Genomic DNA, 26397 nt, shown 5'->3' with positions numbered 1-26397 from the left:
CGCCACCATCACCGTCAACACCAAGTAACACCCCCGCACCACACGAAAAACGGCCGAGCACCAGCTCGGCCGTTTTTTCGCGCCACAAGCACCCCGCACCCCGTGCCCACTCAGACCGCGAAAGCGGCCAAACGGTCACCACAACACCCCTGAAGCAACCACACCACCGCTCTCGCGAAAGGCACCTCCCGCGAAAGCGGCCAAACGGTCACCGCAGCGCCCCGAAGCAACCACGACCCCGCTCTCGCGGCCTCGGGGCGGGACCGAGCGTCAGTCAGACGACCAGGTCCACGGCCATCCGTTCGGCGGTGACCGAGCGCACGTAGGCGCCCGCCGCCACGTGGGCCGGATGCGCCTGGTACCGACCTAGCGCCGCCTCGTCGTCGAACTTCGCGACGAGGGCCACGTCCCAGTTGGCGCCGCCGACCACGTCCGGTCCGATGCGAAACGAGCGGATCTCGTCGACCACACCCACGAGAGCGCCGAGCCGAGCCGCCATCTGGGCGGCGTTTTCGGCCTTTTCGGCAGGATCAGTGGCCGCCAGCTTCCAGGACACGATATGCAGAATGGTCATCGGACCTCCAGGAGTGCGGTGCGCAGGCGCGCCGGGTCGATGCGCCAGTAGTTGTGCACCAGCCCGTTGATGAGCAGCACCGGGATGTCTTCGACATACAGTTCGTGCAGCTCAGGATCATCGAGAATCGACTTCTCCTCGAGCAGCACGGTCGGGGAGCCGGGTTCGGCAGCCAGCTCCGCGAGCACCGTGGTGACCACGCCCAGAGCGTCGTCGCAGAGGTGGCATCCCGGCTTGCCGATCAGGGTGAGGTGCGCGGTGGACATAACCCCAGCCTAGGCCGCTGCTGTGCGGTCACCGTGAGTAGACTCAAGCGCAATGTCCGACGAATCCGGTCCCCGCGCTATCGCGTTCTTCGACGTGGACAACACGCTTCTGCGCGGTGCGAGCCTCTATCACTTGGGCGTCGGCGCCTGGCGGATGCGGTTCATCTCGCTCGCCGACATTCTCGCGTTCGGCTGGAATCAGACCCGGTTCCTGGCGGTCGGCGAAGACGGGGTCGATATGGCCCGGCTCCGGATGCGGGCCATGGACATCATCACCGGGCACACCAGGGACGAACTCGTCGGCCTCAGCCACGACATCTTCGACAGTCGGCTCATCCATCGGCTCTGGCCGGAAACCGTCGCCGTGGCGCACGCCCACCTCAAGGCAGGGCGCGAGGTGTGGCTGGTCACCGCGACGGCCCAGGAGGTCGCTGATGTGATCGCGGAACGCCTGGACCTCACCGGCGCGCTCGGCACCAAGCTCGCCACCGTCGATGGCATCTTCACGGGTCAACTCGTCGACGGCATCTGCCACGGCAGCCGCAAGGCCGTCGTCGCTCGCGGGCTCGCCGAGGATCGCGGCATCGACCTGGCACTCTGCTGGGCGTACTCCGATTCGCACAACGACATTCCGTTGCTCGAACTCGTCGGCAACCCCGTCGCCGTGAATCCGGACACCACGCTGCGGCGTTACGCACTGGCACGCGGCTGGCCGATCATGCACATGAAGATCGCGCAGATCAAAGCCGCACACGCAAGCAAAAAGCGCTAGGTCAGTGACCTAGCGCTTTTTCAGGTAAAACGGTCGAGACCGTCTACTTCTTATTACGACGCTGGTGGCGAGTCTTACGAAGCAGCTTGCGGTGCTTCTTCTTCGCCATACGCTTGCGTCGCTTCTTGATTACAGAACCCACACGGACCTCACAAAGATTTGGTTTAGCCGCGGGATTCGCGACCGACACGAAAACCCCATTCTAACGGATAAAGAAAGTCCCGTCCGACTCACTTCCTCCGAGAGTGGGTTCGATTGCCCTCAGGACCGCCGATTCCGGGACCCGGAAGGAGCGTCCGAAGCGCACGGCGGGCAGCTCACCGGCATGCACCATGCGGTACACGGTCATCCTGGACACCCTCATGACCTCGGCGACCTCGGCGACGGTGAGGAAGCGCAGATCGTCGAGTCGCGAGTCGGGAAGCGCACGTGACATGGCGGCTCCCTGCTATCGACGAGTGCGTGTGCCCGTCACTGTAAAGCGAAGCCCGGCCGCCCGCTAGTCGCTTTTGCGCCACTTCTTGACGCTCTTCTTCACCCCGGAGTCCTTGACCACGTGTTGCATCTGGAAGGAGGTATCAGCGAAAGCCTTACCGATCGCCGCAGCGAAGGCGCGCTGCTCATCCTTGAGGACCTCGGTGTCATCGACGACCCCCGCGAGCACGGTGTCCACGTCGATACTGAGGAACGGGATCAGCCAATCCTCGATCACCTCGAGCGGGGCATAGTCGAGGTGGTAGTAGCGGTGCTGGCCCTCTTCGCGCACGCCGACCAGCCCGGCCTCACGCAGCACCTTAAGGTGCTTGGACACCGTCGGCTGGCTCAACCCGAGCGAACTGACGATGTCGGAGACACTCAGCTCCCCCTGGGCGGCACTGGACTGGTTGTAGCGCTCGAGGAGAATGCGTAAGATATCGCGTCGGGTCGAGTCCGCCACTACGCCAAAGATGTCTGCCATGCCCCAAGGCTAGTCATTCCGGGTGCGGGTGCTATGACAAGTTGTCAGCGACCCCAGGTCAGGCAAGGCGATTCGAATGAAAACGCAGGCCCCCACCGCACGTTTCACGCAGCATTCCAACACCTGGTACGGGCACCTCCGGGACTCGGTCGACGGCCTGGTGCGCAGGTCCCCGTCCAGGTTCGCGCTTCTCGTCTTCACCTCGCTGATCCTGCTCTTCACCCTGCTGTTCTCCCTGCCGATCGCCTCGGCCGGCGATACCGACACCCCGCTGCATGACGCCGTGTTCACCGCGGTGTCGGTGATCTGCGTCACCGGACTCAGCACCGTGGACATGGCAACGCACTGGTCGCCGTTCGGCAATGCCCTGGTGGTCATCGGTGTCAACATCGGCGGCGTCGGCGTGCTGACCCTGGCCTCCCTGATGGGCCTGGTCATCTCCCGCCGGCTGGGCCTGCGCGCCAAGCTCATGGCGGCCAGCGACTCGAACCCGTCGCGCATCCATATGGGCCCGGTCAACGAGGGCCAGGCCGTGCGCCTCGGCGAGGTCGGCAGCCTGCTGCTGACCGTGGCCATCAGCACCCTGGTCATCGAGGCGGCGGTCGCCCTGCTGCTGTTCCCCCGGATGCTGATTGACGGCGTGCCCACCGGTGAGGCGCTCTGGCAGAGCATCTACTACGCGGCGATGGCGTTCACCAACACCGGGTTCAGCCCGAACGCCGGCGGCATCGGTCAGTTCGCCAACGATTACTGGTTCCTCGGCGCGCTGATGGTCGGCGTGTTCCTGGGCAGCCTGGGCTTCCCGGTGCTGATGACCTTCGCCCGCAGTTGGCGCACACCCCGCCGCTGGTCTGTGCACGTAAAGCTCACGCTCTGGACGACCACGCTGCTGATGGTGTCGGGCATGATTTTCTATATCATCCTGGAGTTCGACAACCCGAAGACCTTCGGGTCCCTGAACGCCGGCGACACGATCTTCCAGTCCCTGTTCATGTCGGTGATGACCAGGTCCGGCGGATTCGCCACCATCGACATCGCCGACCTGCACGGCTCCAGCCTGCTGCTCAGCGACATGCTGATGTTCATCGGTGGCGGCTCGGCCTCCACCGCCGGCGGCATCAAGGTCACCACCCTTGCGGTGCTGTTCCTGGCCGCGTTCGCCGAGGCCCAGGGCAAGGAGCAGATGGAGGCCTTCGGCCGCCGCATCCCCAGCGACATCCTGCGCCTGGCGGTGAGTGTGGTGCTCTGGGGAGCGACCACCGTGGCCGTGTCGAGCATCCTGATCCTGCACATCTCCAAGGAGGCACTGGATGTGGTGCTGTTCGATGTCATCTCGGCGTTCGCCACCGTCGGGCTGTCGACGGGTCTCACGGCCGAGCTCCCCCCTGAGGGGGTCTATGTGCTGGCGGCAACGATGTTCATGGGCCGGGTTGGTACAGTGACTCTCGCGGCGGCGCTGGCAGCGAGCCAGAGCAGACAGTTGTTCAAACGCCCCGAGGAAAGGCCGATAGTTGGTTGACCGGATCAAGCAGAACGCTCCCGTGCTCATCATCGGGCTGGGCCGTTTCGGCGCGGCGACCGCGGGCAAGCTCGATCGGTTGGGCCGCGAAGTGCTCGCCGTGGATAGCAGCGAGGCACTCGTGCAGAAGTGGTCGGAACGAGTCACTCACGCCGTGCAGGCCGACGCCAAGTCCATCGACGCGTTACGCCAGATCGGCGCCCAGGACTTCTCCGTTGCGGTCTGCGCCGTTGGCTCCTCGATTGAGGCCAGTGTGCTGATCGTCGCGAACCTGGTCGACCTCAAGATCCCGCAGATCTGGGCCAAAGCCATTTCGCAGTCGCACGGCAAGATCCTCGAACGCATCGGCGCCAATCACGTGATCTACCCCGAGGCCGATTCCGGCGAACGCGTCGCCCACCTGGTATCGGGGCGGATGCTGGACTTCATCGAATTCGACGACGACTTCGCCCTGGTGAAGATGTACCCGCCCAAGCCGATCCGCGGCCTGAACCTCACCGAGTCCGGGGTGCGCACCAAGCATCACGTGACCGTCGTGGGCGTGAAGAGCCCTGGGCGCCCGTTCACCTATGCCACGGCCGACACGGTGGTCTCCGACCATGACCTCATCATCGTCGCCGGCACCGAGGGCGACATCGAACGTTTCGCGGCCCTCGGCTCCTAACCGAACACACGCTGGTCGACGCAGAATGGTTCCATGACACTCCTCTCCGGCATCGACCTCGAGGCAGAACTCCGGCAGGTTGAAGCGCACTGGACGCCACGGGTCGTCGGGCGGGTGAACGATCAGTACGTCAAGGTTGCGAAGCTTCTCGGCGAGCTGGTTTGGCACGCGCACGACGCCGAGGACGAAATGTTCATCGTCGTCTCGGGTCGGCTTCGAATCCAACTGCCGGACGACCAGGAGGTTGTGCTCACGCCGGGACAGTTTTACATCGTCCCCCGCGGCGTGCAGCACAACCCTGTCGCAGACGAGGAAGTGCACATCGTCCTCATCGAGACGGTAACCACCGCTCACACCGGGGATGTGATCGTAGAGGGCACCGTGCCGGTCGAACGGCAATTAGGCAACCTGTACCGGACTGACGCCAATACCTGAATCGACCGACGAGATGGGCGGGCGAGGCGAGCGGGGGTTAGGAGGCGGCGAGTTCCCGGGCCCGCGCGAGCGCGGCATCCGTCGCCCGGTCGAACAGGCCCTTGACGTCGCCGGTTTCGAGTTGCTGCACGGCCCGCTCCGTGGTGCCCTTGGGGCTGGTCACCTGGCGGCGCAGCTCGGTGGGGGTCAGGTCGGACACGGCTAGGAGTGCGCTCGCGCCGAGGAAGGTGCCGTTGACCATGGTCGCCGCCTGGGCGGGGGTGAAGCCCTTGTCGATGGCCGTCTGGGTGAGCTGTTCGATGAGGTAGAAGACGTAGGCCGGGCCGGATCCTGAAATGGTGCTCAGAGCGTCGATCTTGTCCTCTGGCACCACCAGCACCTCACCCACCGTCTCGAACAGGGCGGTCGCCAGCTCCATCTGCACCGCCGTCGAGCGGGTGCCGGCGCTCAGCCCGGTGACGGCCATGCCCACCACGGCTGGAGTGTTCGGCATCGACCGAATCACGGCAACTCCGTCGGGCAGGTGCGTTTCGAAGGTGGCGATGGTGACTCCGGCGGCCACACTCACGACGAGGGTGCCGGGCTCGAGGCTGTCGGCGATCTCGGCGAGCAGGTCGGGCACCATCGCGGGCTTGACGGCCACGATGACGATGCCGGCCCCCTTCACCGCGAGTCGGTTGGCGTTCGGTTCGGTCTCGGTCGCCCATGCGGTCACCCCGGCGGTGCCGGCGAGTTCGGCGGCCTTGGCGGCTGACCGGTTGGTGGTGCGGATGCCGCCGTCCACCGTCACGGTGGGCTTGAGCAGTCCGGCCAGGACGGCCCTGGCCATCGATCCGGCGCCCAGGAAGGCGATGGCGGGCAGGGTGACGGGTGCGGTCGAAGTCATCCCCCCAGTGTAGTTTTTCGCGCCAGGCCTACCCGGGGCATCTGGCCGATCGAGAAGATGGACGGTTCTAGGATTGGTCGCATGAGCGCATCAGGCGGAAACAAGGCGATTGTGGCGGCGCTGCTCGCCAATCTCGGTATCGCGATCACCAAGTTCATCGCCTGGTTCGTCTCGGGGTCCTCCTCGATGCTGGCCGAGGGCGTGCACTCGCTCGCAGACTCCGGCAACCAGGTCTTGCTGCTGATCGGCGGACGCAAGTCGAAGAAGGCCGCCGACACCGAGCATCCGTTCGGCTACGGGCGTGAACGCTACGTGTACGCGTTCGTGGTGTCGATCATCCTGTTCTCCGTCGGCGGTGTGTTCTCGATCTACGAGGGCATCGAGAAACTCCAAAACCCGCACGAACTCGAGAACGCCTGGTTGCCGATCCTGGTGCTCCTGATTGCGATCGGCCTGGAGTCGTTCTCGCTGCGCACCGCCGTGAAGGAGTCCAACCACACCCGCACGGGCGAGACCTGGGTGCAGTTCATTCGGCACGCCAAGGCCCCCGAGCTTCCCGTGGTGCTGCTCGAAGACGTTGCGGCGTTGACCGGCCTGACGCTGGCCCTGGGCGGCGTAGGCCTGACCGTGCTCACCGGCGACGCCACCTGGGACGCCGTCGGCACCCTCGCGATCGGCGTGCTGCTCGTGCTGGTGGCCATCGTCCTGGGCATCGAGACCAAGAGCCTGCTGGTGGGCGAGGGCGCCAGCGACAAGGATGTCGACGCCATCAAGGCCGCCATCCTGGCCGGCCCGGAGACCAAGAACCTCATCCACCTCAAGACCCTCTACCTGGGCCCGGACGAACTCCTCGTGGCCGCCAAGCTCTCCTTCGACTCCGCTCAGCGGTTCTCCGACGTGGCCGCCGGGATCGACACCATCGAGGCCCGCATCCGCGAGGCCGTGCCCAGCGCCAGGGTGGTTTACCTCGAGCCCGACCTCTACATCGACCCGGCCACGGTCAACCCGCCCACCGACACGATCTTCATCAAGGGACGCGAATGAGCGCGAGCCGTATCGCCGTCGTCCTGCGGCACGCCGACGATATCCACCTGGGCAACCTGGAGCAGGTGCTTCTCGACCACGACTACACCGTGCACTACATCGACACCCTTGGCACCGACGGCGTGCGCGGCATCGACCCGGCCGCGGCCGACCTCCTGGTGGTGCTCGGCGGTGAGATGGGCGCATACGAGACCGAGAGTTATCCGGTACTCACCGACGAGATCGACTTGCTCACCCGCCGGCTCGCCGCCCGCCGCCCGGTCTTCGGCGTCTGCCTGGGCGCCCAGCTGATGGCCAGCGCCCTCGGCTCCCCGGTCTACCGAGGCCAGAGCAACGAGATCGGTTTCCGCCTGGTGGAGCCCACCGAGGCCGGCCAGGCCTCCCCGCTCCGCCACGTCAGCGGCATCCCGATGATGCAGTGGCACAGTGACACCTTCGACCTGCCGGCGGGCACCATCCGCCTGGCCGGGTCGGCCGCCTACGGCAACGAGGCTTTCGCCATCGACGACTGGGCCCTGGCCGTGCAGTTCCACCCCGAGGTGACCGCGGAGATGCACGAGACCTGGCTGAGCTCCTCCGAGGCCGAGGTCCGCGCCGAGGGTCTGGAGCCCGACGCCCTGCGGCAGGAACGCGCCCAGCACTCCGCTGCCATGCAGCAGGCGTCCAGCGCGATGTTCAGCGAGTGGCTGTCGGCCCTGCCGGGCGACGCAGCGGGTCCTCAAAGAACTCGGTGAGCAGAAGGCCGCACTCGCCCTCGGCCACCCCGGACACCACCTCGACCCGGTGGTTGAGCCGTCGGTCCCGCAGCACGTCGTAGAGCGAGCCGGCGGCGCCGGCCTTCTCGTCCCAGGCCCCGAAGACCACGAGGGGGATGCGGGCCGCCACGATCGCGCCGGCGCACATCACACAGGGCTCCAGAGTCACCACGAGGGTGCAACCGGTCAGGTGCCAGTCCCCGGTGGCGGCGGCTGCCTCACGGATGGCGACAACCTCGGCGTGCAGGGTCGGGTCCTGGTGGAGTTCCCGTTCATTGCGTCCCCGACCGATCACCCGGCCGGCGGCGTCCAGCACGACAGCGCCGACCGGAACGTCGCCGCTGGCAAGGGCGCCGTGCGCTTCGTGCAGGGCCAGCCGCATCCAGGCCAGGTGTTCCTCGCTCTGCCGCACCACCCCACCCCATTTCCGAGTAGCCCACGAGAGCCGGATACCCGTGTGAGCTAGTAGATTGAGCCTATGCGAGTCCACGTAGCCGACCATCCGCTCATCACCCACAAGCTCACGGTGCTGCGTGATCAGAGCACCTCGTCACCGATGTTCCGGGCGCTGGTGGAAGAGCTGATGACGCTGCTGGCCTACGAGGGCACTCGCGGCGTGCGCGTCGACGAGGTCACCGTGCAGACCCCGGTGGCTATCGCCCGCGGCGTCAAGATCAGCGACCCGAAGCCGCTCGTGGTGCCGATCCTCCGCGCGGGCCTGGGCATGCTCGAGGGCATGGTCAAGCTGCTCCCCACCGCTGAAGTGGGCTTCCTGGGCATGGCACGCAACGAAGAGACCCTGCAGCCGACCACCTATGCGGAGCGCCTGCCGGACGACCTGTCCGACCGTCAGTGTTTTGTGCTCGACCCGATGCTGGCTACCGGCGGCTCGCTGATCGCGGCCATCGAGTTCCTCTTCGACCGCGGCGCCGTCGATGTCACCGCCATCTGCATCCTGGCCGCCCCCGAGGGTCTCGCCGCCGTCGAGGCCGCTTTGGCCGGCCGTGAGGTCACCATCGTTCTGGGCGCCGTCGACGAACGCCTCGACGAGCACGGCTACATCGTGCCCGGCCTCGGCGACGCAGGCGACAGGCTCTACGGCCTGGTCTGATCCGGCCCGGTCTGTTCAACCGGCTGCGGGCATCGTCACATTCGGCGCGCCCGCAGTACGCAGATCCTGCGACGTGCGGCGCGCCGACCGCGGTTAGATTCACAAAACTTTGAAATAGTTCGTATCTCGGTGGATTTCTTTGATGGATCGCCGTTTCGTGCGAGATCCTACGAACTCGTACTGCCCCTCGTGAACCTGATGCAGGCCACCGGGCACTTTCCGCCGTCACTGAATTGACACAACTTGTCACAGTCGGCTTTACTCACACTCATGACTTCCACCACACGCATCCCGACCTCCGCCGAGGCTTTGGGGACTGCCGGCATGATGATGCCCGGCAGTGTTATGGCGTGTTGCCGAATGTGCCGCTAGACCAGACAGGCACTCTCGCCGAGTCACCCGCCCCTCACCCGCTGATCTGCAGCCGCTGAGGACGCCGCCACCGCGGCAGGGAGACTCCAGGGCCCTCGCTACCGAGGCCGCCCGCTCCACCGGCCGCTCAGGCCGCCCTTTCTCGAACCCATGAGCGCGGATGCGCCGGGTTCCCTGCGCATCATCACCCCCAAGGATTCCGATCATGTCACTCGCACACATCGACTCAGCCCGCTCCGTCCAGTCCTACCGCCCCGAGCTCACCCTGGCCCCGGCGCCCGCACCGGCCGCACCGCGCATCCGCGCCGTACCCGACGGCAGCCAGGCCCGTGGCTTCGTGCTCTACGTCGGTATCGATGAGGCCAAGGCCGCCGCAGCGGGCACGAGCCTGCACCGCATCGTCGAGGAACTCAAGAAGCTGACCCAGGCGATCGCCCCCTCGTCCGAGACTCACGCCGCCGTGGCCCTGGCTCCCGACGGCGTCGGCGGCCGGGACGTGGACGTCGTGCGCCTGGCCCTGCAGGACCCGGCCGCCCTCGCCAAGCGCCGCACCACGGCCGACGACGCCGACCGGGCGCCCGGCGGCGTGGTCGTTGACATCTCCCGCAAGCGCGTGATCCTCGACAACGAGACCGCCGCGCTCACCTACAAGGAGTTCGAGCTGCTGCAGTACCTGGTGCTGCGCGAGGGCCGCACCATCGAGCGCGCCGAGCTCATCGCCAAGCTGTGGGACGCCGAGAGCGAAGAGGATGCGCCCAACGAGCGCACCATCGACGTGCACGTGCGTCGTCTGCGCGCCAAGCTGGGCCGCTACGAAGACATCGTGCGCACTGTGCGCGGCGTGGGCTACCGCTTCGACCGTCACGCCGACGTGTCGATCCGCCAGGCCAGCACGCCCAGCCCCGACCGCTTCTAACCGTCGCCGGCAGCTGGGTCGCACCCGCTCGTTTGCCCCGGTCGACCCGCGAGGTCTCTCCACGCTCGAGCAACGGGCGCACTCACCGGCCGTTAACGTGATTGAGGGCCGGTCGTAGAGGCAAACGACCGACCCTCTTCCCTTGCACCAAGAGTGTCCTGCAATCACATTCGCATCTTCCGCCACAGCAAACGGTTGACGCACTACGAATATATAACGAAGAGGTAACGGAGCGCCAGTTATCCAATCGTTATTTTCCTGCGAGTTCACAGTGCGTTCGCGTGGATCGCGATAAATGCCCCCTGCGTGCCGGCAGGCTGCGCGTCCGCCCTCGCGGTTGCGGGCGTAGCGTGTCGTCCAGGAAGAATCGGAGAAAACACCGTGGACATCATCCGCTTGCAACCCGCCGGACTCGTCAAGAGTCCGGCGTTCAGTCACGTCGCGATCGTTCCCGCGGGAGCCACGACCATCTATGTGGGCGGTCAGAACGGCGTTGACGACACCGGCACTGTCATCTCCGCGGATATCGCCGAGCAAACCAGCCGGGCGGTCGACAACGTCGTTGTCGCGCTCGGAGCGGCCGGCGCATCCCTCGTCGACGTCGTGCAGTGGACTGTACTAATCGCCGCGGATGCCGATCTCGGCGCCGCCTACGGCGCCATCGCGCCGCGGCTCGTCGGGCCCGGTGTCCCACCGCTGGTGACCGCGGCACGGGTGGCGGGACTGGGAGTACCGGGAGCCCTCATCGAAGTAAGCGTGATCGCGGCCAAACTGCCGTCATAGGACCGGCGGTCACGCGACCGACGGGCCCTTCGGACCACCAGGTCGATGATCACGCCTCCCGCGAGCGCGACCGCGACCGCTACCACGGCGCCCAGCACCGGTTGATCCCGTAACCAGGCGCCGGCGAAGACGCCGACGAGGACCGAGTAGCCGGCCCATGCCACCCCAGACACGGCGCTGAGCGGCACGAAACGGCGTCGGGCAAACCCGCTCGAGCCGGCCATGACGTTCACCGCAACCCGGCCGACGGGCACGAATCGAGCCGTGAGGATGACGGACGCCGCACGCCGGTCGAGGGCGCGGCGCGCACGATCGAGCAGCCGGGACGCTCTCGGCCCGCGTGTCCAACGGAAGCGTTCGAGGTCGACCCGGCGGCCGAGGGAGAACGCCAAGTTGTCACCGACGAACGACCCGATGGCCGCCACCAGGAACACCGCCCAGGGGTTCGGGGTCCCGGTGGCAACCCCGATCGCGGCGACGGCCACCACGACGGGCTCACTGGGCATGGGCGGAAAGAACCCGTCGAGTGCCACGAGCAGCAGAACCACGACGAGCACGAAGGGGGATGCCGCCCAGGAAAGTATGAGCTCGTTGAGCGTCTCCACAAGGATCCGATCTGCCGGGAAGGCCACCTCAGCGCGATGGCGGTGAGGCGGGACTTCGTCTGTCTCCGACGCTACGGAAGCGCTCCAGCACGCACCATCGAGCTGGCTCCCGTACTCGCAGGCGGGCTAACCCCACCATCGCCGCCCGAGGGAGTTGTCTAACGGGTGACTCCTAGAGCCTCCTCGGCAGCACGAGCCCGTTGTCGTAGGCGGCGATGACCAGCTGCGCGCGGTCCCGCGCGGCTAGTTTGCTCAGCAGGTGCGAGATGTGTGATTTCACCGTCTTGACCGAAATTGTGAGGTGCACGGCCAACTGGTCGTTGGAGAGACCCCGACCGATCAACCCCAGGACTTCGACCTCGCGGTCGGTGAGTGCGGCTGCCGCTCCGCGCTTGGCCGCTGCTCCCGCGGCTTCGGGCGCGCGGTTCAGGTAGTGCGCCACGAGCCGGGTGAGAACAGACGGGGCGAAGAGCGCCTCGCCCGTGCTGGTGCGGACGATGGCGTCGATGAGATCGCCCGGCTTGCTGTCCTTGAGCACAAAGCCGCTTGCTCCGGCCCGCAACGCGTCACACACGTATTCGTCGAGCTCGAACATACTCAGCATCAGCACCCGGGCGCCGCGGAGAGCGGGGTTCGAGCAGATTCGTCTGGTGGCCTCGATGCCGTCCAGCCGGGGCATGCGCACGTCCATGAGGATCACGTCGGGGAGGGTGGCCTCAGCGACGTCGACGGCCTCGAACCCGTCACCCGCCTCGCCGACGACCAGGAGTCCGGCCGCGGTGTTGATGACCTGGGCAAGACTACGGCGCAGGAGCAGCTGGTCGTCGACCAGGACCACGCTGATGGGCCGGGCGGGCGCGGTCATGGTTCGTCCCGGTCGGGCAGCCGGGCCTCGAGGCGGAATCCGCGCCCGTGTGGTTCGGCCACCAGAGTGCCGCCGAGGCTCTGGGTGCGTTCCCGGAGCCCGACGAGCCCCTGCCCTGCACCCTGGACAGCCAGCCATGCTGGTGTGGACCCCACATCGGTCACCGTCAGCGTGATGACGGATCCGCTGCGAACCAGCCGCACCCGGACGGCCGTCGGCCCGGAGTGCCGGAGGGTGTTGGCGAGTGCTTCGCGCACGATGACGATGATCGCGAGCTGCACGCCCGGCGACACGTCGCCGAGGTTTCCACCGTCGAACTCGACGGCCAGGCCGTTTCGGGTCGCTCCGGCGATGAGTCCGGGCAGGGATTCGAGGCTGTCCACCGGCAGCCGCGGCGCGGGGTCGTCGGTGCGGCGCAGCACCCCGAGCATGCGGCGCAATTCCACCGTCGCTTCCCGGCTGGCCGTCTCGATGTCCCCCAGCGCCTGCAACAGGGTGGCACGGCTCTCACCGTGGTCGTCGAGGTGCTTGGCGGTGGCCGCGCGAACGGTGATCAGGCCCAGCCCGTGCGAGACGATGTCGTGCAGGTCACGGGCAATCTGGAGGCGTTCGACCGCCACAGCGCTCGCCGCTGCCCACTCGGTGAGCGCGGCCTCGTGGGCATCGCGCTCGGCGCGAAGGGTGACAAGTGCCCACACCGAAATCGTCACGGTGGCGGCGATGATCCCGATCGGGAGGCTGACCGCGAGCGCGCCCGTCACACCGAATGTGACGGAGACGAGGAGCACGGCTGTCAATGCGGCGATCGCGAGAGGCGCCGCCCGGGATCGCCGTGCCGGACGCTCCCCCAGTGTCATGCGCCCGAGTCTACTGAGCGGCCGAGTCGGGGGCATCGGACCCAGGTCTGACAGTCCTGGGGCCGCCGGCAGCTGCACAGCGCCGCCCTGGGTCGGATGCGTGCCGCGCTGAGGCCCACTTCACTGGAAGGACCGGCCGTTCCCCGGGCAGAGAGGCAGGCATGATCAGCATCGAGCACATCCACAAATCACATGGTCGACGGGAGGTGCTTCACGGCATCAGCTTCCAGGCCCGGCCCGCTCGGGTCACCGCGTTCCTCGGCCCGAACGGCGCCGGGAAGAGCTCGGCGTTGAGAATCCTGCTCGGTCTGGACCGGGCCTCATCCGGTCTCGCGCTGATCGACGGAAAACGCTACCGCGACCTCGACCGCCCCATGAGGACGGTGGGTGCGATGTTCGACGGCCCGGGTGCCAGTGCCGGGCGCTCCGCACGGGAACATCTCCGGTGGATGTGCACGAGCAATGGCATCGCGCCGAGCCGGGTGCCGGAGGTGCTCGCGATCGTGGGGCTTGAGCGCCACGCAAAGGACAAGGTCGGCACGTTCTCGCTCGGAATGGGGCAGCGGCTGGGGATCGCGTCTGCGCTCCTCGGATCACCGGCGACCCTGGTGCTCGACGAGCCCACGAACGGCCTCGACCCCGACGGGCTGCGTTGGCTGCGGTCATTCCTGAGAGGCCAGGCCAACGCCGGGCACACGGTTCTGGTGTCCAGCCACCTCATCACGGAGATGGCCGATCTCGCGGACGACGTGGTGGTCATCAACGACGGGAGCATCGTTGCAACCGGGAGTGTCGCCGCCGTGCGCGGTAGCCGGCCCTCTCTGGAACACGCGTTCTTCGCCTTGACCGACCCCGGTCTCCTCCCGTGAACGGCCTTCTCCTGGGGGCGTCCGGGAACCGGGTCGGGGCCGAGGTGGTCAAATTCACCACAACCACGGCACTGTGGATGCTGCCCGTGCTGACCATCGCCCTCACCGGTTCGTTGACCTACCTCGCGGGCCGCTCGGAGGTGGCGGCAACCGGGGGCGACCTGGCCGGGGCAACCTCGGCGACCAACCCGCAGCTGTACTCCGCTCAGCCGCTGCCCGTGGAGTATCAGGGGTTCGACATGATGAACATCGGGCTCATCCTGATGATCGCGCTCGGCGCACTGTATGCCGGCAGCGAGTACCGTACCGGGCTGCTCCGCAGCTCCCTCATCGCTGACCCGCACCGGCTCCGACTCTTCGCCACCCGGACTGCGGTTCTCGCTCTCGTGGTCGCGGTGACCGCCAGCGCGGCGATGGGTGGCGGCACCGTGCTCCGGCACCTCGCGCTCGGCGACCAGGGCCTGGACCCGCTGGCCTTTCCGCCGCTCGTGTGGCGAAACATCGCCGGCGTCGCACTGACCTGGACGGCACTCGCCCTGCTGGCGTTCGCGATCGGCGTGCTGGCCCGCAGCGCGATCCTGCCGCTGGTCGTCATCGTGCCGCTGTCGGTAGGCCTGGGCGACTTTCTCACCACCCTGTGGGCACCCGCACGATTCGTCCCGCCGGCCGCCGGCGCCAGCCTGTACACGCCGGCGGACGGCACCCACCTTGGCGCAGCGGCCGGCGCGATCGTGCTGGTCGGGTGGGTTGTCGCTAGCCTCACACTGGCCGGGATCGTGTTCCGGCGCCGTGATGCGTAGCCGGGGCGGAGCGCTCATGTATCGAGCGATCGCCGCGGAGCTGGCGAAGATCCGCACGCTCCCCGCCGCCCTGGTGACGATCAGCGCCGCCCTCGTGCTGCCGCCGGCGCTGTCTTTCGCGATGGGGCTGAATGTCGCCGCCTCCCGTTCACCGGCCGCGACCGGCGACGACACGGGCGGGTTCGAGGTCGCCGGCTTCGGCCAACCGCTCGTGATCCTGCTCGCTGCACTCATCGTCGGCTGCGAGTACCAGAACGGTCTGCTTCGCAGTTCCCAGCTGGCCGTCCCGAACCGGCTGCGGCTCCTGGGCGCGAAGGCGATCGTCGTCGCCGCCCTCGCCTTCCTGCTGGCGGTCGTCGCCGTCGGGTTGGGCGTCGCCGTGCGTCAGGTATCGACCGGGGGAGCGGGCATCGCCGAGCTGGAGCTCACCCCGGCGATGACGCTGAACCTGCTCATGGTCGGCCTGAACTGGACCTGCATCAGCCTCATCTCGGCCGCGCTTACGGTTCTCGCCAGGTCCATCCTGCTTCCGGTGATCGTCCTAATCCCCCTGGTCCTGGGGCTCGGGGTGGCGCTGGTCGGTCTGCTCCCCTGGCTGAAGTTCGCCCCCGACCTCGCGGGGCTGCAACTCATCTCGCGGTACCCGGGCATGGGGCTGCTTGAGCCACTCCCCGGCGGTGTCGTCATGGTCGCCTGGGTCGTCCTGCTCCTGGCTCCCGCGTTCGTGCTCTTCGGTCGTCGGGATGCCTGATCCGGAGCCGCTCAGCGCCGGCCGAGCCTGGCGGGAACGGGCAGCCGCACGACCAGGGCGCCAGGATCAACACTGAACCGACCGGCACGGGTCTCGCCGACGGGGTCACCGTCGATCTCGGCGAGCACCGGGCGGTCGAGCTGAAACCCGAAGTCGCGACCCGACCATTGGCGCAGCGATGCGGCCCCGTTGCGGATCCGCGCGGCGACCTCGACCGCCACGCCCAGCCAACCGGCAACGACGTTGGGCCGCAGCACCACCAGGTCCAGTCGTTCATCGTCAACCTTCGCGCCGGTGGCGAGTTCGATATTGGCCACCACCGAGCTGCAGTTGCAGGCCAACACCATGAGGCACTCGTGGCTCGTATGCTCCTCACCGTCGACAGACAGGGTCACCCCGAATCCCTCGCGGAACATCGTCGCTCCACCGGCGACGACATAGGCGCCCCAGCCCACCTTCTTCTTGAGGCCATCATCGGTCTGCGCCATAATGTCGGCGTCCAGGCCGACTCCGCCCATGACGACGAACACCCGTTCTTCGCCATCGTCGAAGGTAGCCAGTCCCACGTCGATGGCGTGGTTCTGCCCCAGGAACGCGATCTCCAGGGCGTCGTCGAGAGAATCGACCGGGATGCCCAGGTTGCGGGCGAGCAGGTTTCCCGTGCCGCTGGGGAGCAGACCGCACGGCACCGAGGTGCCGCGCAACACGCCCGCTGCCGCCCGCACCGTGCCGTCGCCGCCCATGACGCAGACGAGGTCCGGGGCAAGCGCCAGTGCCGACCGGGCCGCGGCGACGCCCGAATCATCCCTGTTCGTCTCGAACCACAGGGGGTCATCCCAGCCGAGGCGGCTCGCGGCGGCGCCAACCCGAGCCTTCGTTTCCTCAAGATCCGGGAACTTGCCCGGATTGATGACGACGGCGACGGACGGGGTTCGACTTCGCGAGGCATCCATACGCGCACTATAGAACGGTCCGGCCGCACGGGCGGCAATGCGCGATCGACCGGGCTAGGCTGCCGGGGACGCCGCGCCGATCCCATATTGTTGAACACGGGATGCCCGGGGGCACGGTGAGGAGGCAACATGGTCGATCGTGCAATAGCCGTCGGCGCGTGGGAGTCGCTGTTTCGCGCCCAGGTCGCCATCATGCGCAGCCTGGCCGAGGACTTCCCGTCCCGCGAGATCTCCTTCAACGAGTACGACGTGATGTTCAATCTGTCCCGCCAGCCCGAACGCAGCATCCGGTTGCGGGAGTTGAACAAGCATGTGTTGCTCACCCAGCCCAGCGTGAGCCGGCTGGTGGACCGCCTGGCGTCCAGGGGCTACGTGCTCAAGCACGCCGACCCCGACGACGGTCGCGGCGCCATCGTGCAGCTGACGGATGCCGGCTTCGCGCTCTTTCGGCGGGTGGCGCTGGACCACATGGGCTCGATCAGCAGGCGGGTGGGCGACAGCCTGAGCGACGATGAACTCCTGCAGCTCACCGCCCTGTGCGACCGGCTACGGCTGGGACCGGACCAGCCGGTCTGAGCCGCCGCGGGTGGCGGCGAGGTAAGGGCCCTACCCCTCACCTCGCCGTGGCACTCCCTTGCAGGACTGCCATCTCGGCCAGACGACCCGAACGCTGCCTGACTGAGAATCCGGGTGGCGCGTTGGACAAAACTAAGGTTAGCTCAGTTTTGTGCCCGCTGCGGCGCTGCGGGAATCTCGCCGAGCGCCACCGCCCCTGTGCAGGCGGAGGCCGCGAGCGTAATCTGCCCGACAGGAGGTGCGTTATGCGCGCAGCAGAGAACGACCGGATCATCATCCGCGGCAAAACCGATTCAACGCCTGACCGGCACGGCACCATTCGCGAGGTCCGCGGCCCCGAGGGCGAGCCGCCCTACCTGGTCTCCTTCGACGACGGTCACGAGACCCTGGTCTTCCCCGGCACCGACTTCGTGGTCGAGCACGCCCGCTGACCGGCGTAACCGTTGCCGCAGCGGATAACTGCGCCCGGCGTACCGGGCGCAGTTGTCCGCACGGGCACCAGTTGCCGGCGGCTACCCTCAGGTATGCCCGATCCCGACCTCCGCTCCCCCGCCACCGATCCGGCCGGCGGACCCGTCGCCGCGCGCGCTGACGATCTGATCGACCGGCTCCGGGCCTGGATGCCGCTCGCACCCGGGCAGGCCGTGCTGCGGGACGAGTACCTCGGGTTCGTCCTCGGCTCGCCCAAGGCGGCGCTGGAACGCCACGGCGGCCCCGAACACGTCACCGGGAGCTGCTTCGTCTTCACCCCCGACCTGGCGCAGGTGCTGCTGTGCTTTCACAAGAAGGGCCGGTTCTGGGTGCAATTGGGCGGTCACGTCGAGGCGGCCGACGGCTCCGTTGTCGACACCGCCCTCAGGGAAGCCCGCGAGGAATGCGGAATCGACGACCTCGATCCGGTCGGCGGCGGCATCCTGGATCTGGACCGGCACAACCTGGGTGACGGCTTCAGCTGCCGTACGCACTGGGACGTGGGCTTTGCGGCGATCGCCAGACCGGAGGCCGCCCCGGTGGCGAGCGATGAAAGCGACGATGTCGCGTGGTGGCCGGTGGATGCGCTGCCGCAGAACGTTCCCCCGCAGTTCGCGCTCCGCCTGGCCGGTGTGCTCGCCGAGCTCGGCAACCAGGAGCGGGCGACGCACTAAGCCCCGACCGGGGGCGGTCAGCCGAAGGCGTGGAGGCCGAGGTCGACGCTGAGCCGATCGCTCACGAGACGCCCGCGCACACTGGTGCCCTGCGCGTCCAGCGGCGGGCTGACCACGGCGGCGCCGAGCCGGCCGGGTGCTGCCAGCACGATGGCGCCGGAGACGCTCGACTTCGCCGGAATCCCGACGCTCTGCATCCACCGGCCCGACCCGTCGTAGACCCCGCAGGTGGCCATCACCGACACGACGTCGCGGGCGATCCCGGCCGGCACCACCCGCTCCCCGGTAACGGGGTTCACGCCCCGGCAGGCCAAGGTCGCGCCCATCACCGCGAGGGCCCGGGCGTCGACGAGCACGGCGCAGGCCCTGGCGTACACTTCCACGGCGTCGTCGGCGCTGACCCGCAGGGTGCCCTCCGACCGCATCAGGTGCGCCAGAGCGTGGTTGCGGTCGCCGAGTAGGTGTTCGGTGCGGGCGATGCCCTCGTCCACCTCGAGCGGGCGCCCGGCGAAAGCCGACAGGCCCCGCAGGATGCGGTCGTTCCGGGCGGCGACGTCGTCACCGTCGACGAGGGCGGCGGTGAGCAGTGCTCCGGCGTTGACCATGGGATTCGGTGGGCGGCCGGTGCCGCTTTCGAGCTTGATGGCGTCGAAGGCCTCACCGGTCGGTTCGATGCCGATGCGATCAAACGCTTCGCCGTGGGTGTCCAGCAGGGCCAGGGCGAAGAGGAAGGGCTTCACGGCCGACTGCACACTGAAGAGCACGTCGGCCTGTGCACTGCTCCGCACGGTGCCGTCCGGCAGCACGAGCGCGATTCCGCACAACCCCGGGTCGGCGTCGGCCAACTGAGGGATGCTGTCATCGACCGCTCCCCCGGCTTCGGAGACCACCCGGTCACGGAGCGAATCGAGGTCGTATGTGCGAGGGTCCGAGGAGCGGCTCATCAACCCATCCTGTCACGGCCGGAAACGACGAAAGCGGCCCACCGAAGTGAACCGCTTTCAATCTGTGCGCCCGAAGGGATTCGAACCCCCAACCTTCTGATCCGTAGTCAGATGCTCTATCCGTTGAGCTACGGGCGCAGTGATGAACTCGGGACCGAAACCCTCGAAGACAACTTAGAAACTATAACAGTTATTTTGAGCCCTCTGGTGCGCCTGGGGCCCTCCAGCGGTCCAATTGCGCCAGTTGGCGCTTCAGGGCGACCTGTCGATACGAGGTCTCCACCAGTTCCGCCAACTCCACCCAGTCGGTCCGGGGTGAATCGAAGTCGATGGCGAGCCAGCCGGCCGGGCCGAAATAGGGCGGGATGAAGAAGCGCGCATCCTGCACGAGGGCCCGCCGCTCCTCGGGGTCGGGCTTGAAGACCATGCTGTGCGGCCGGTCCATGCTCGCACCGACGGTGACGAAGATCTTCTTGCCGGCACGGAAGGTGGGCCGCCCCCAGGCGAGCACCTCGACGGCCTCGGGGAAGGCCAGGCACAGGGCGCGCAGGCGCTCCAACGCGGCATCCGGTTCGCCGAAGAGCAGCGGATGCTCCATGACTACCCGGGCTCCCCGACAGCCGCGACCGGCGCATCCGTTGTGGGCACGGCCGTGCGGATACCCAGCCAGGAAACGATGCCGCCCGCGAACATCAACGCGGCCACCAGCATCATCGCGCGCTGGAAGCCGGCGACATCCAGCGCAGACCCGACGATGGTGCCGGTCAGGGCGATCGCGACGAGGCCGGCGACGCGGGCCACGGCGTTGTTGATCGCCGAACCGATGCCCGCCTGGCCGGAGTGGATGGAGCCGAGCACGGCCGAGGTGAGCGGCGCCACCGTGATCGCCAGGCCGAGTCCCACCAGCACAATTCCCGGCAGCACCTGCAGGGCGAAGTTGACCGGCGGTACCGCCGTGGTCACCAGCAGGAAGCCGGCACCGGCCACGAACGGGCCGATCGTCATGAACAGCCGCGGCCCGTGTTTACCGGCCAAGGTGCCGAAGAGGGTGGCGAAGAGCAGCATCATCACGGTGGCCGGGATGCCGGCGAGCCCCGCGAGGGTGGCGGAGAAACCGCCGACCTCCTGGAGGTAGAGGGCGAAGAGGAAGAAGCCCAGGTTGAGCGCGGCGTAGATCCCGACGGTGGCGATGTTGCCCACGGCGAAGTTGCGCACCCTGAAGAGGCCCAGCGGCATCATCGGCTGCGGGGCCCGCGCCTCCCACCAGAGGAAGGCTGCGAACGCGATCAGGCCGATGGCCATCGGGAGGTAGACGACGGGGCTGCCCCAGCCGAACCGGCCCTTTTCGATCAGGGCGAAGACCGGCCCGCCCAGCCCCACCACGGCCAGGCAGGCGCCGAGCACGTCGACGCGGGCGCCTACGGCAGGCCGGGTCGGTTCCTGAACGCGGCGTAGCAGGAACATCGTGACGGCGATCGGAATGACGTTGATGAAGAAGACCAGCCGCCAACTCACCGCATCCACCAGGATGCCGCCGAGCAACGGGCCGGCGATGCCGGCGACCCCGGTCCAGCCGGTCCAGGCGCCGATGGCCTTGCCCTGCGCGACACCGCGGAAGGTGGAGGTGATCAGGGCCAGCGAACTGGGAACCAGCAGCGCCGCCGCCACCCCCTGAAGCAGTCGGGCGATGACGAGGAGGACTCCGGTGGGCGCCAATCCGCAGGCCAGGGAGGTGATCCCGAACCAGATCAGGCCCGCGCGCAGCACCCGCACCCGGCCGAAGGTATCGGAGAGCGACCCGGCCACCAGGATCAGCGCGCCCAGGCTGAGCAGGTAACCGTCGACCACCCACTGCTGCAGCGGCAGGCCGCCGCCGAGTTCCCTGGAGATGGCCGGCAGAGCGACGTTGATGATCGAGCCGTCCAGGAACGCCACGAATGACGACAGGATGGCCACAATCAGAATGCGCCGTTGGCTGGAGGTCACCCGATCAGTCAACACCACCGCGCGCGTTGTACACCAGCACATCCGCCGCGCCGTACTCCCGGAACACCCGTAGCGCCTCGTCGCGGCCGATGTCCTGCACCACGGTGATGCCACGGGCCTCGAATTGCTCCGCCCAGTCCTCACGCATCGGGCCCTCATCGAAGCCGGTCAGAGTTTCCAGCTCGGCGCCGGAGCCGGCCACGACCAGTCGGCGCACCCCCGACCACATCGTTGCGCCGTAACACATCACGCAGGGGCGCCAGTTGACCACGAGTTCCAGGGGACGGGCCGGATCGGCGCCAAGGTCCCAAGAGCCTGTCGCACGTTGCGCCAGCCCGAGGGCCATAACCTCGGCATGAGCTCCGGCCACGCCGGTGGACAGCACCACGTTCACCCCGACCGACACGAGCTCGCCCGTACCGGCATCGACGACGATGGCGGCAAACGGTCCGCCGTTGCCCTCCCGGTAGTTCCGTGCGGCGAGCGAATTCACCAGGGCCATCCGCTCGTCCAGGGTCGGCAGCGTCTGCGGGAGTCCGGGCATGAGCTCGGTCAACCATGACGGCAGTGCCAGGGTGAATGTGGTTTCCATAGGGACCTTCCGTCAGAGGCGCCGCACCGCGCGAAGCCGAGACCCCACAGCGTACGAGGCGGATGTTTCCGGCAGGTTATGCCGCCGAGCCCCGCTCTCGGCGTTGTTTCCACCGACATCTCCACTGCAACCGCCGAACACGGCTGCACCCTGATAACCTCCGGGCACCGCCCTGTGCACCGATGCGCCATTGTCCTCGTGCGGCCCGACCACCGACGATCTGGAGCCGACCGCATGAGCGCACCGACCACCATCCGCCCCGTGGTCGGCATCCGTCGTTCCCGGGTGGCGGTGAGCGCCAGCTACGCCGCGCAGGGCTTCGGCTACGCGGTGGTCGTCACCTCGCTGCCCAACCTGAAGACCCGGTACGGCATCGACGACACCGTGGTGTCGCTCATCGTTCTGCTGGTCTGCCTCACAGCGGCCGGCGGTTCGCTGCTGGCCGATCGACTCGCGGTGCGCTGGGGCAGCAGGGTGGCCCTGGTGGTGGGACTGCTCCTCGAGGCCGTGGCCCTGCCGCTGATCGCCTCCCCGGTGGGGCTGCCCGCGTTTATCGCCGCGTTCGCGATCTACGGCGCGGGCCTGGGCATCGTCGATGCCGCCGGCGCCATGCAGGGCGTGCTGGTGCAGCAGCGCATCGGCGTCTCCGTGATGGCCGGATTCTTCGCCTGGTACACCGGCGCCGCCATCGCCGGCGCCCTGCTGATGTCGGCCGTTGCCGGCACCGCGGCCAACGCCGGCATCGCCCTGGTTGCGGGCGCCGTCGTCGCCCTCGCCGTCGCCGTCGTGGGTCTGCGCGGCTTCGACCCGCGGCGTACCAAGCTTCCACCGGCCCCGAATGCGGCCCCGCACGGCAAGCTGCCTCGCCGCGGCATCGTGTTGTTCGGCACCGTGGTGCTGGCCGCCTTCGTGGTGGACTCCGCCGTGAGCACTTGGAGCACGGTGTACCTGCACGATGTGCTTCTCACCGGCGCCGCGATCGCTCCGCTCGGCTACGCCGCCTACCAGGCCGCCATCCTGGTCACCCGCATCGGCGCCGACGTGCTGGTGCGCCGGTTCGGCCGGGTCGTGTTGGCCGCCTGCACCACGGTGCTGGCGATCCTCGGCTGCCTGGTCGTGGCGACGGTGCCCGTCACCTGGGCCGCCGTGGCCGGCTTCGCCCTGGCCGGTTTCGGGGTCGGTGCCCTGGTGCCGCTGGCATTCAGCGCGGCGGGCGAGCTGCACGAGGCCCGCAGCGACGAGGTGATCGCCAGGGTCAACCTGTTCAACTACGCCGGGGCGGTGCTCGGCGCCGTGCTGGTGGGTCTCCTCTCCGACTCCACCGGGCTCGCCCAGGCGTTCCTGCTGCCGATGGCGCTGCTCATCCCGGTGCTGTTCCTGGCCCGGCGGTTCGCGCCGCGCCCGGCCCGCACTTCCGCGCAGAGACCGGGCTAGACGATGCGCGGGCCAGGTGCTTGACTGCCCCCATGGTGCACACGCTCAGAAACACGCAGGCCTCGTTCGAATATCAGGGCCTGCGCGCCCTGTTCATCAACTGCACCCTCAAGCGCAGCCCGGAGATCAGCAACACCCAGGGCATCATTTCCCTCAGCGCACACCTCATGCGCGAGCAGGGTGTGCACGTCGAGGTCATCCGCGCCATCGATCACGACATCGCCACCGGCGTCTACCCCGACATGACCGAGCACGGCTGGGCGACGGATGCCTGGCCGGCCCTGTTCGACAAGGTCGCGGCCGCCGACATCCTCGTGCTCGGCGGGCCCATCTGGCTCGGCGACAACAGCTCGGTCACCAAACGGGTCATCGAACGGCTTTACGCGATGTCGTCCGAGTACAACGACAAGGGCCAGTACATCTACTACGGCAAGGTGGGTGGCGCCATCATCACCGGCAACGAGGACGGCGTGAAGCACTGCTCGTCCAACATCCTGTACAGCCTGCAGCACATCGGCTACACGATCCCGCCCGCAGCGGATGCCGGCTGGATCGGCGAGATCGGTCCAGGGCCGAGCTACCTGGATGCGGGCTCCGGCGGCCCTGACAACGAGTTCACCAACCGCAACACCACGTTCATGACCTGGAACCTGATGCACCTGGCCGCGATTCTCAAGGCCAACCGCGGCATCCCCGCTTACGGCAACCTGCGACAGGAGTGGGACGCCGGCGAACGCTTCGGGTTCGAACCGAATTCGTAAGTACCGCTAGGGCACGACAGGCCCCGAGCACGCGAACCGGGGCAGGAGGGACACACGATGCTCCGCCCTCTGCCGGACAACGCCCCGGCGCACCAGTCACCGTCCGCATTCCGGCCCTGGCCCCTGGAGGTTCTCGTCGCCGGCGGCCTGGTTCGGGGCAGCCTCCCCGTCGCGGGGGTGCAGACCTGGCGCGGAATCCCCTACGCGGCCCCGCCGGTCGGGCCGCTGCGGTTCCGCGCACCCCAGCGGGTGATCCCGTGGGCGGGCGTCCGCGACGCCGGCAGCTACGGCCCCGTCGCCCCGCAAGACCGGGGCACCCAGTTCAAGGGCGTCAGCCGCCACACCCGCATGGGCGAGGACTGTCTCAGCCTGAACGTGCAGCGGCCCGCCGACCGGCCGGACGAGGCCGATCTGCCGGTGATGGTCTTCATCCACGGCGGCGGCTACGCCTCCGGTTCCTCACAAGACTTCACGGAACGCAGCCAGACCATCGTGCGGAGCGGCCGCACCGTCTACGTCGCCCTCAACTACCGGCTGGGCGCCCTCGGCTACCTCGACTTCAGTCGGTTCAGCACCCCCAACCGTCCCTTTGAGAGCAATCTCGGGCTGCGGGACCAGGTGGCCGCCCTGGAATGGGTGCGGGACAACATCCGGTCGTTCGGCGGCGACCCGCACAACGTCACCGTGATCGGCGAGTCTGCCGGCGGCAATGCCGTGGTGACGCTGCTCGCGACGCCCGCAGCCCGTGGACTGTTCGCCAGGGCGATCGCCCAGAGCCCGCCGTCGAACGCGGCGTACTCCCCCGCGTTGGCCGGCCGCTGGGCCTCCGAGTTCATCGAGGTGCTGCGGCAGGGCCGCGCGCCGGAGCTGGCCGGCGGCCGGCGGCCCGCCGCCGAATTGCTGGACACCGCCACGTGGCCCGCCCTGGTCCGTGCCGCCCTCGTGCTGCAACGACGCACCCCGGATGTCGACCCGGGCACCTTCTGCATGGCCCCCGTCGTCGACGGGAGCTTTTTGCCCGAACGCCCCCTCGACGCTTTCCGCCAGGGGCACGCTCATCCGGTGCCGCTGATCATCGGCACCAACGACAGGGAGGGCTCGATGTTCCGCGGCCGGATCGACATCTTGCCGCGGTCGATCCAGCGCATCCAGTCGCTCTTCGACGAGGCCCCGCCCGGCTCCCATCAGGACATGCGGGCGGTGTATTCCGCCCTGCCTGCCCTGCGCGCCGAAGTGGACTTCAGCGGCGACTATGCGTTCTGGTTTCCCAGCGTGCAGGTTGCCGAGCTGCACTCCCGGTCGGCACCGGTTTACCTCTACCGCTTCGACCTGGCTCCCCGGCTGTTACGCCTCCTCGGCTTCGACGCCACGCACGGACTCGAACTGCTCGCCCTCTCCACGTCGGCCACCGACAGTCAGCTGCGCAAACTCACGGCCCTGGGCGGCCGGGCGAGTTTTCTGCGCACCGGCGACCGGATGCGCGAGCACTGGCTGCATTTTGCGGCCACCGGCCTCACCGGGCCGGGCTGGCCGGTCTACACCGAGGGCGATCGCCTGACCCTCATTTTCGACGAGGAGGACCGGGTGGAATCCGACCCCCGCGGCGAGCGCCGGATGGCCTGGCTGCAGTTCCTGCCCAACCTGTAGCCGCCGCCGACCCCGCCGGCTCAGCGACCGCCCACGATGTCGCCGGCGTTCACGCCCACCCAGCGCACCAGCGGCAGGAGATGAGCGGCGAGCTCGTGGCCACGGTCGGTGAGGCTGTAGTCCACCCGGGGCGGGATGGTGGGCTGCGCGTCGCGGTGCACGAGACCGTCGGCCTCGAGGGTGCGCAGGGTCTGCGCGAGCATCTTCTCGCTGATGCCCTCGATACCGCGGCGCAGTTCGCCCCAGCGCAGGCTGGTCTCGGTGAGCGCCACGATCACAAGCACGCCCCACTTGCTGGCGACGTGGTCCAGCACCACCCGGCTGGCGCAGCCGGCCGCGAAAACGTTCGCCGCCGGCATCCCGGCCCCGGCCGGTGCCGGATCGCCGACCAGCTGGGCAAGGCGCTCCCGCACGACTGCGTCGGCGGTGGACGGGGCGGCCGGGGTGGACAGTGCAGCGGTCATAGAAACCAGCTTACCTAAAGGTGGGTACCTGCGGTTGGGAAGTATTGGGCGGGCCGGCGGGTTGCACCGACCAGAAGGCACGCATCTTGCGGG

33 protein-coding genes, 1 tRNA gene and 1 pseudogene are annotated in these 26397 nt (G+C 68.1%); 18 read left to right on the top strand and 17 right to left on the bottom strand.

Going from position 1 to position 26397, the window contains the following annotated elements; genetic code table 11:
• Positions 1–274: 274 nt before the first annotated feature.
• Both E3T22_RS18220 and E3T22_RS18215 read right to left on the bottom strand, forming a co-directional pair.
• Complete coding sequence (locus E3T22_RS18220) at positions 275–574, bottom strand: Dabb family protein (protein WP_088454967.1); 300 nt, start codon at positions 572–574, stop codon at positions 275–277.
• Positions 571–840 carry a glutaredoxin family protein gene (locus E3T22_RS18215; RefSeq protein WP_088454966.1) on the bottom strand — a complete coding sequence of 90 codons (270 nt, stop codon included), beginning with the start codon at positions 838–840 and terminating at the stop codon, positions 571–573. The genes E3T22_RS18220 and E3T22_RS18215 overlap by 4 nt, the downstream gene beginning before the upstream one ends.
• Before the next feature lie 52 nt (positions 841–892).
• Between E3T22_RS18215 and E3T22_RS18210 the strand changes: the two genes are divergently transcribed.
• Complete coding sequence (locus E3T22_RS18210; protein ID WP_134481282.1) at positions 893–1612, top strand: HAD family phosphatase; 720 nt, start codon at positions 893–895, stop codon at positions 1610–1612.
• Positions 1613–1655: 43 nt separating this feature from the next.
• On the opposite strand, the gene E3T22_RS18205 is transcribed toward E3T22_RS18210, so the two are convergent.
• The 3 genes from E3T22_RS18205 to E3T22_RS18195 form a co-directional block, all read right to left on the bottom strand.
• Complete coding sequence (locus E3T22_RS18205) at positions 1656–1754, bottom strand: 30S ribosomal protein bS22 (protein WP_003792170.1); 99 nt, start codon at positions 1752–1754, stop codon at positions 1656–1658.
• A gap of 60 nt (positions 1755–1814) precedes the next feature.
• Positions 1815–2048, bottom strand: coding sequence for a helix-turn-helix domain-containing protein (locus E3T22_RS18200; protein WP_088454964.1), 234 nt, complete (start codon positions 2046–2048; stop codon positions 1815–1817).
• Between the two features lie 63 nt (positions 2049–2111).
• On the bottom strand, positions 2112–2570 hold the full coding sequence (locus E3T22_RS18195) for a helix-turn-helix transcriptional regulator (protein WP_088454963.1): 459 nt from the start codon (positions 2568–2570) through the stop codon (positions 2112–2114).
• 76 nt (positions 2571–2646) lie between these two features.
• Between E3T22_RS18195 and E3T22_RS18190 the strand changes: the two genes are divergently transcribed.
• Genes E3T22_RS18190 through E3T22_RS18180 form a run of 3 tightly spaced genes read left to right on the top strand, consistent with a single transcriptional unit; the run spans position 2647 to position 5188 of the window.
• A complete protein-coding gene (locus E3T22_RS18190) occupies positions 2647–4089 on the top strand; it encodes a TrkH family potassium uptake protein (RefSeq protein WP_088454962.1) in 1443 nt (480 codons plus the stop codon).
• On the top strand, positions 4082–4753 hold the full coding sequence (locus E3T22_RS18185; RefSeq protein ID WP_134481281.1) for a TrkA family potassium uptake protein: 672 nt from the start codon (positions 4082–4084) through the stop codon (positions 4751–4753). The genes E3T22_RS18190 and E3T22_RS18185 overlap by 8 nt, the downstream gene beginning before the upstream one ends.
• A gap of 33 nt (positions 4754–4786) precedes the next feature.
• Positions 4787–5188, top strand: coding sequence for a cupin domain-containing protein (locus E3T22_RS18180; protein WP_088454960.1), 402 nt, complete (start codon positions 4787–4789; stop codon positions 5186–5188).
• Between the two features lie 37 nt (positions 5189–5225).
• Here the strand turns inward: E3T22_RS18180 and proC are convergent, their stop codons facing one another.
• Entirely contained in the window at positions 5226–6074 is an 849-nt protein-coding gene (gene proC / locus E3T22_RS18175; RefSeq protein WP_088454959.1) for a pyrroline-5-carboxylate reductase, read from the bottom strand.
• A gap of 81 nt (positions 6075–6155) precedes the next feature.
• On the opposite strand from proC, the gene E3T22_RS18170 reads away from it, so the two are divergent.
• Complete coding sequence (locus E3T22_RS18170) at positions 6156–7118, top strand: cation diffusion facilitator family transporter (protein WP_134481280.1); 963 nt, start codon at positions 6156–6158, stop codon at positions 7116–7118.
• Positions 7115–7852 (top strand): glutamine amidotransferase, encoded by a 738-nt coding sequence (locus E3T22_RS18165; protein WP_088454957.1) that lies wholly within the window; start codon positions 7115–7117, stop codon positions 7850–7852. Before E3T22_RS18170 ends, E3T22_RS18165 begins: the two co-directional genes overlap by 4 nt.
• On the opposite strand, the gene tadA is transcribed toward E3T22_RS18165, so the two are convergent.
• Positions 7794–8288, bottom strand: coding sequence for a tRNA adenosine(34) deaminase TadA (tadA, locus tag E3T22_RS18160; RefSeq protein WP_255453175.1), 495 nt, complete (start codon positions 8286–8288; stop codon positions 7794–7796). The two genes, E3T22_RS18165 and tadA, sit on opposite strands and share 59 nt — an antisense overlap.
• Before the next feature lie 63 nt (positions 8289–8351).
• Here tadA and upp point away from each other — a divergent pair, with 63 nt between their 5' ends.
• The 3 genes from upp to E3T22_RS18145 all read left to right on the top strand — a co-directional run bounded on the left by upp (position 8352) and on the right by E3T22_RS18145 (position 11055).
• Positions 8352–8984 (top strand): uracil phosphoribosyltransferase, encoded by a 633-nt coding sequence (gene upp / locus E3T22_RS18155; protein ID WP_088454956.1) that lies wholly within the window; start codon positions 8352–8354, stop codon positions 8982–8984.
• A 577-nt stretch (positions 8985–9561) separates the two neighbouring features.
• On the top strand, positions 9562–10272 hold the full coding sequence (locus E3T22_RS18150) for a winged helix-turn-helix domain-containing protein (RefSeq protein ID WP_103461993.1): 711 nt from the start codon (positions 9562–9564) through the stop codon (positions 10270–10272).
• 381 nt (positions 10273–10653) lie between these two features.
• Positions 10654–11055, top strand: coding sequence for a RidA family protein (locus E3T22_RS18145; RefSeq protein ID WP_103461994.1), 402 nt, complete (start codon positions 10654–10656; stop codon positions 11053–11055).
• Between the two features lie 143 nt (positions 11056–11198).
• On the opposite strand, the pseudogene E3T22_RS19425 reads toward E3T22_RS18145, so the two are convergent.
• From E3T22_RS19425 to E3T22_RS18130, 3 genes and pseudogenes are all read right to left on the bottom strand, one after another.
• Positions 11199–11561, bottom strand: a pseudogene (locus E3T22_RS19425) (DedA family protein); the annotation flags it as partial.
• 271 nt (positions 11562–11832) lie between these two features.
• The gene (locus E3T22_RS18135; RefSeq protein WP_134481279.1) at positions 11833–12525 is read right to left on the bottom strand and encodes a response regulator transcription factor; all 693 of its coding nucleotides are present in this window, start codon (positions 12523–12525) and stop codon (positions 11833–11835) included.
• On the bottom strand, positions 12522–13382 hold the full coding sequence (locus E3T22_RS18130) for a sensor histidine kinase (protein ID WP_134481278.1): 861 nt from the start codon (positions 13380–13382) through the stop codon (positions 12522–12524). The genes E3T22_RS18135 and E3T22_RS18130 overlap by 4 nt, the downstream gene beginning before the upstream one ends.
• A gap of 161 nt (positions 13383–13543) precedes the next feature.
• On the opposite strand from E3T22_RS18130, the gene E3T22_RS18125 reads away from it, so the two are divergent.
• From E3T22_RS18125 to E3T22_RS18115, 3 genes are read left to right on the top strand one after another with little or no spacing between them, the layout of a single operon-like run.
• A complete protein-coding gene (locus E3T22_RS18125) occupies positions 13544–14251 on the top strand; it encodes an ABC transporter ATP-binding protein (RefSeq protein ID WP_134481277.1) in 708 nt (235 codons plus the stop codon).
• Positions 14248–15051 (top strand): hypothetical protein, encoded by an 804-nt coding sequence (locus E3T22_RS18120; protein ID WP_134481276.1) that lies wholly within the window; start codon positions 14248–14250, stop codon positions 15049–15051. Before E3T22_RS18125 ends, E3T22_RS18120 begins: the two co-directional genes overlap by 4 nt.
• A gap of 16 nt (positions 15052–15067) precedes the next feature.
• The gene (locus tag E3T22_RS18115; RefSeq protein WP_166789330.1) at positions 15068–15802 is read left to right on the top strand and encodes an ABC transporter permease; all 735 of its coding nucleotides are present in this window, start codon (positions 15068–15070) and stop codon (positions 15800–15802) included.
• 11 nt (positions 15803–15813) lie between these two features.
• On the opposite strand, the gene E3T22_RS18110 is transcribed toward E3T22_RS18115, so the two are convergent.
• On the bottom strand, positions 15814–16755 hold the full coding sequence (locus E3T22_RS18110; protein ID WP_134481274.1) for a diacylglycerol kinase family protein: 942 nt from the start codon (positions 16753–16755) through the stop codon (positions 15814–15816).
• Between the two features lie 129 nt (positions 16756–16884).
• Between E3T22_RS18110 and E3T22_RS18105 the strand changes: the two genes are divergently transcribed.
• From E3T22_RS18105 to E3T22_RS18095, 3 genes are all read left to right on the top strand, one after another.
• Positions 16885–17331: a MarR family winged helix-turn-helix transcriptional regulator gene (locus tag E3T22_RS18105; protein WP_134481273.1), complete on the top strand. Its 447-nt coding sequence runs from the start codon at positions 16885–16887 to the stop codon at positions 17329–17331.
• A gap of 245 nt (positions 17332–17576) precedes the next feature.
• Positions 17577–17762, top strand: a complete 186-nt coding sequence (locus tag E3T22_RS18100) for a DUF1918 domain-containing protein (RefSeq protein WP_088454930.1) — start codon at positions 17577–17579, stop codon at positions 17760–17762.
• A gap of 93 nt (positions 17763–17855) precedes the next feature.
• Positions 17856–18476 carry an NUDIX hydrolase gene (locus E3T22_RS18095; protein WP_241983730.1) on the top strand — a complete coding sequence of 207 codons (621 nt, stop codon included), beginning with the start codon at positions 17856–17858 and terminating at the stop codon, positions 18474–18476.
• 17 nt (positions 18477–18493) lie between these two features.
• On the opposite strand, the gene glsA is transcribed toward E3T22_RS18095, so the two are convergent.
• From glsA to E3T22_RS18070, 5 genes are all read right to left on the bottom strand, one after another.
• Positions 18494–19420: a glutaminase A gene (glsA, locus tag E3T22_RS18090; RefSeq protein ID WP_088454929.1), complete on the bottom strand. Its 927-nt coding sequence runs from the start codon at positions 19418–19420 to the stop codon at positions 18494–18496.
• A 65-nt stretch (positions 19421–19485) separates the two neighbouring features.
• Positions 19486–19558: transfer RNA gene (locus tag E3T22_RS18085), tRNA-Arg, on the bottom strand.
• Positions 19559–19610: 52 nt separating this feature from the next.
• Positions 19611–20018 (bottom strand): MmcQ/YjbR family DNA-binding protein, encoded by a 408-nt coding sequence (locus E3T22_RS18080; protein ID WP_134481272.1) that lies wholly within the window; start codon positions 20016–20018, stop codon positions 19611–19613.
• Between the two features lie 2 nt (positions 20019–20020).
• Complete coding sequence (locus E3T22_RS18075) at positions 20021–21406, bottom strand: MFS transporter (RefSeq protein ID WP_240632332.1); 1386 nt, start codon at positions 21404–21406, stop codon at positions 20021–20023.
• 4 nt (positions 21407–21410) lie between these two features.
• Positions 21411–21998, bottom strand: coding sequence for a nucleoside deaminase (locus E3T22_RS18070; protein WP_088454926.1), 588 nt, complete (start codon positions 21996–21998; stop codon positions 21411–21413).
• A gap of 234 nt (positions 21999–22232) precedes the next feature.
• On the opposite strand from E3T22_RS18070, the gene E3T22_RS18065 reads away from it, so the two are divergent.
• From E3T22_RS18065 to E3T22_RS18055, 3 genes are read left to right on the top strand one after another with little or no spacing between them, the layout of a single operon-like run.
• On the top strand, positions 22233–23432 hold the full coding sequence (locus E3T22_RS18065; protein WP_134481271.1) for an MFS transporter: 1200 nt from the start codon (positions 22233–22235) through the stop codon (positions 23430–23432).
• A 32-nt stretch (positions 23433–23464) separates the two neighbouring features.
• Positions 23465–24193, top strand: coding sequence for a flavodoxin family protein (locus E3T22_RS18060; RefSeq protein ID WP_088454924.1), 729 nt, complete (start codon positions 23465–23467; stop codon positions 24191–24193).
• A gap of 57 nt (positions 24194–24250) precedes the next feature.
• Positions 24251–25840, top strand: coding sequence for a carboxylesterase/lipase family protein (locus E3T22_RS18055; RefSeq protein WP_134481270.1), 1590 nt, complete (start codon positions 24251–24253; stop codon positions 25838–25840).
• Positions 25841–25860: 20 nt separating this feature from the next.
• Here E3T22_RS18055 and E3T22_RS18050 read toward each other — a convergent pair whose 3' ends face one another.
• Entirely contained in the window at positions 25861–26199 is a 339-nt protein-coding gene (locus E3T22_RS18050; protein ID WP_241983731.1) for a helix-turn-helix domain-containing protein, read from the bottom strand.
• Between the last annotated feature and the right edge of the window lie 198 nt (positions 26200–26397).

Source organism: Cryobacterium sp. TMB3-10 (assembly GCF_004402305.1).
GTDB classification, from domain to species: Bacteria; Actinomycetota; Actinomycetes; order Actinomycetales; family Microbacteriaceae; genus Cryobacterium; species Cryobacterium zongtaii.
The sequence above is the reverse complement of the archived record's forward strand: the minus strand, read 5'-3'. Positions and strand labels throughout refer to the sequence as shown.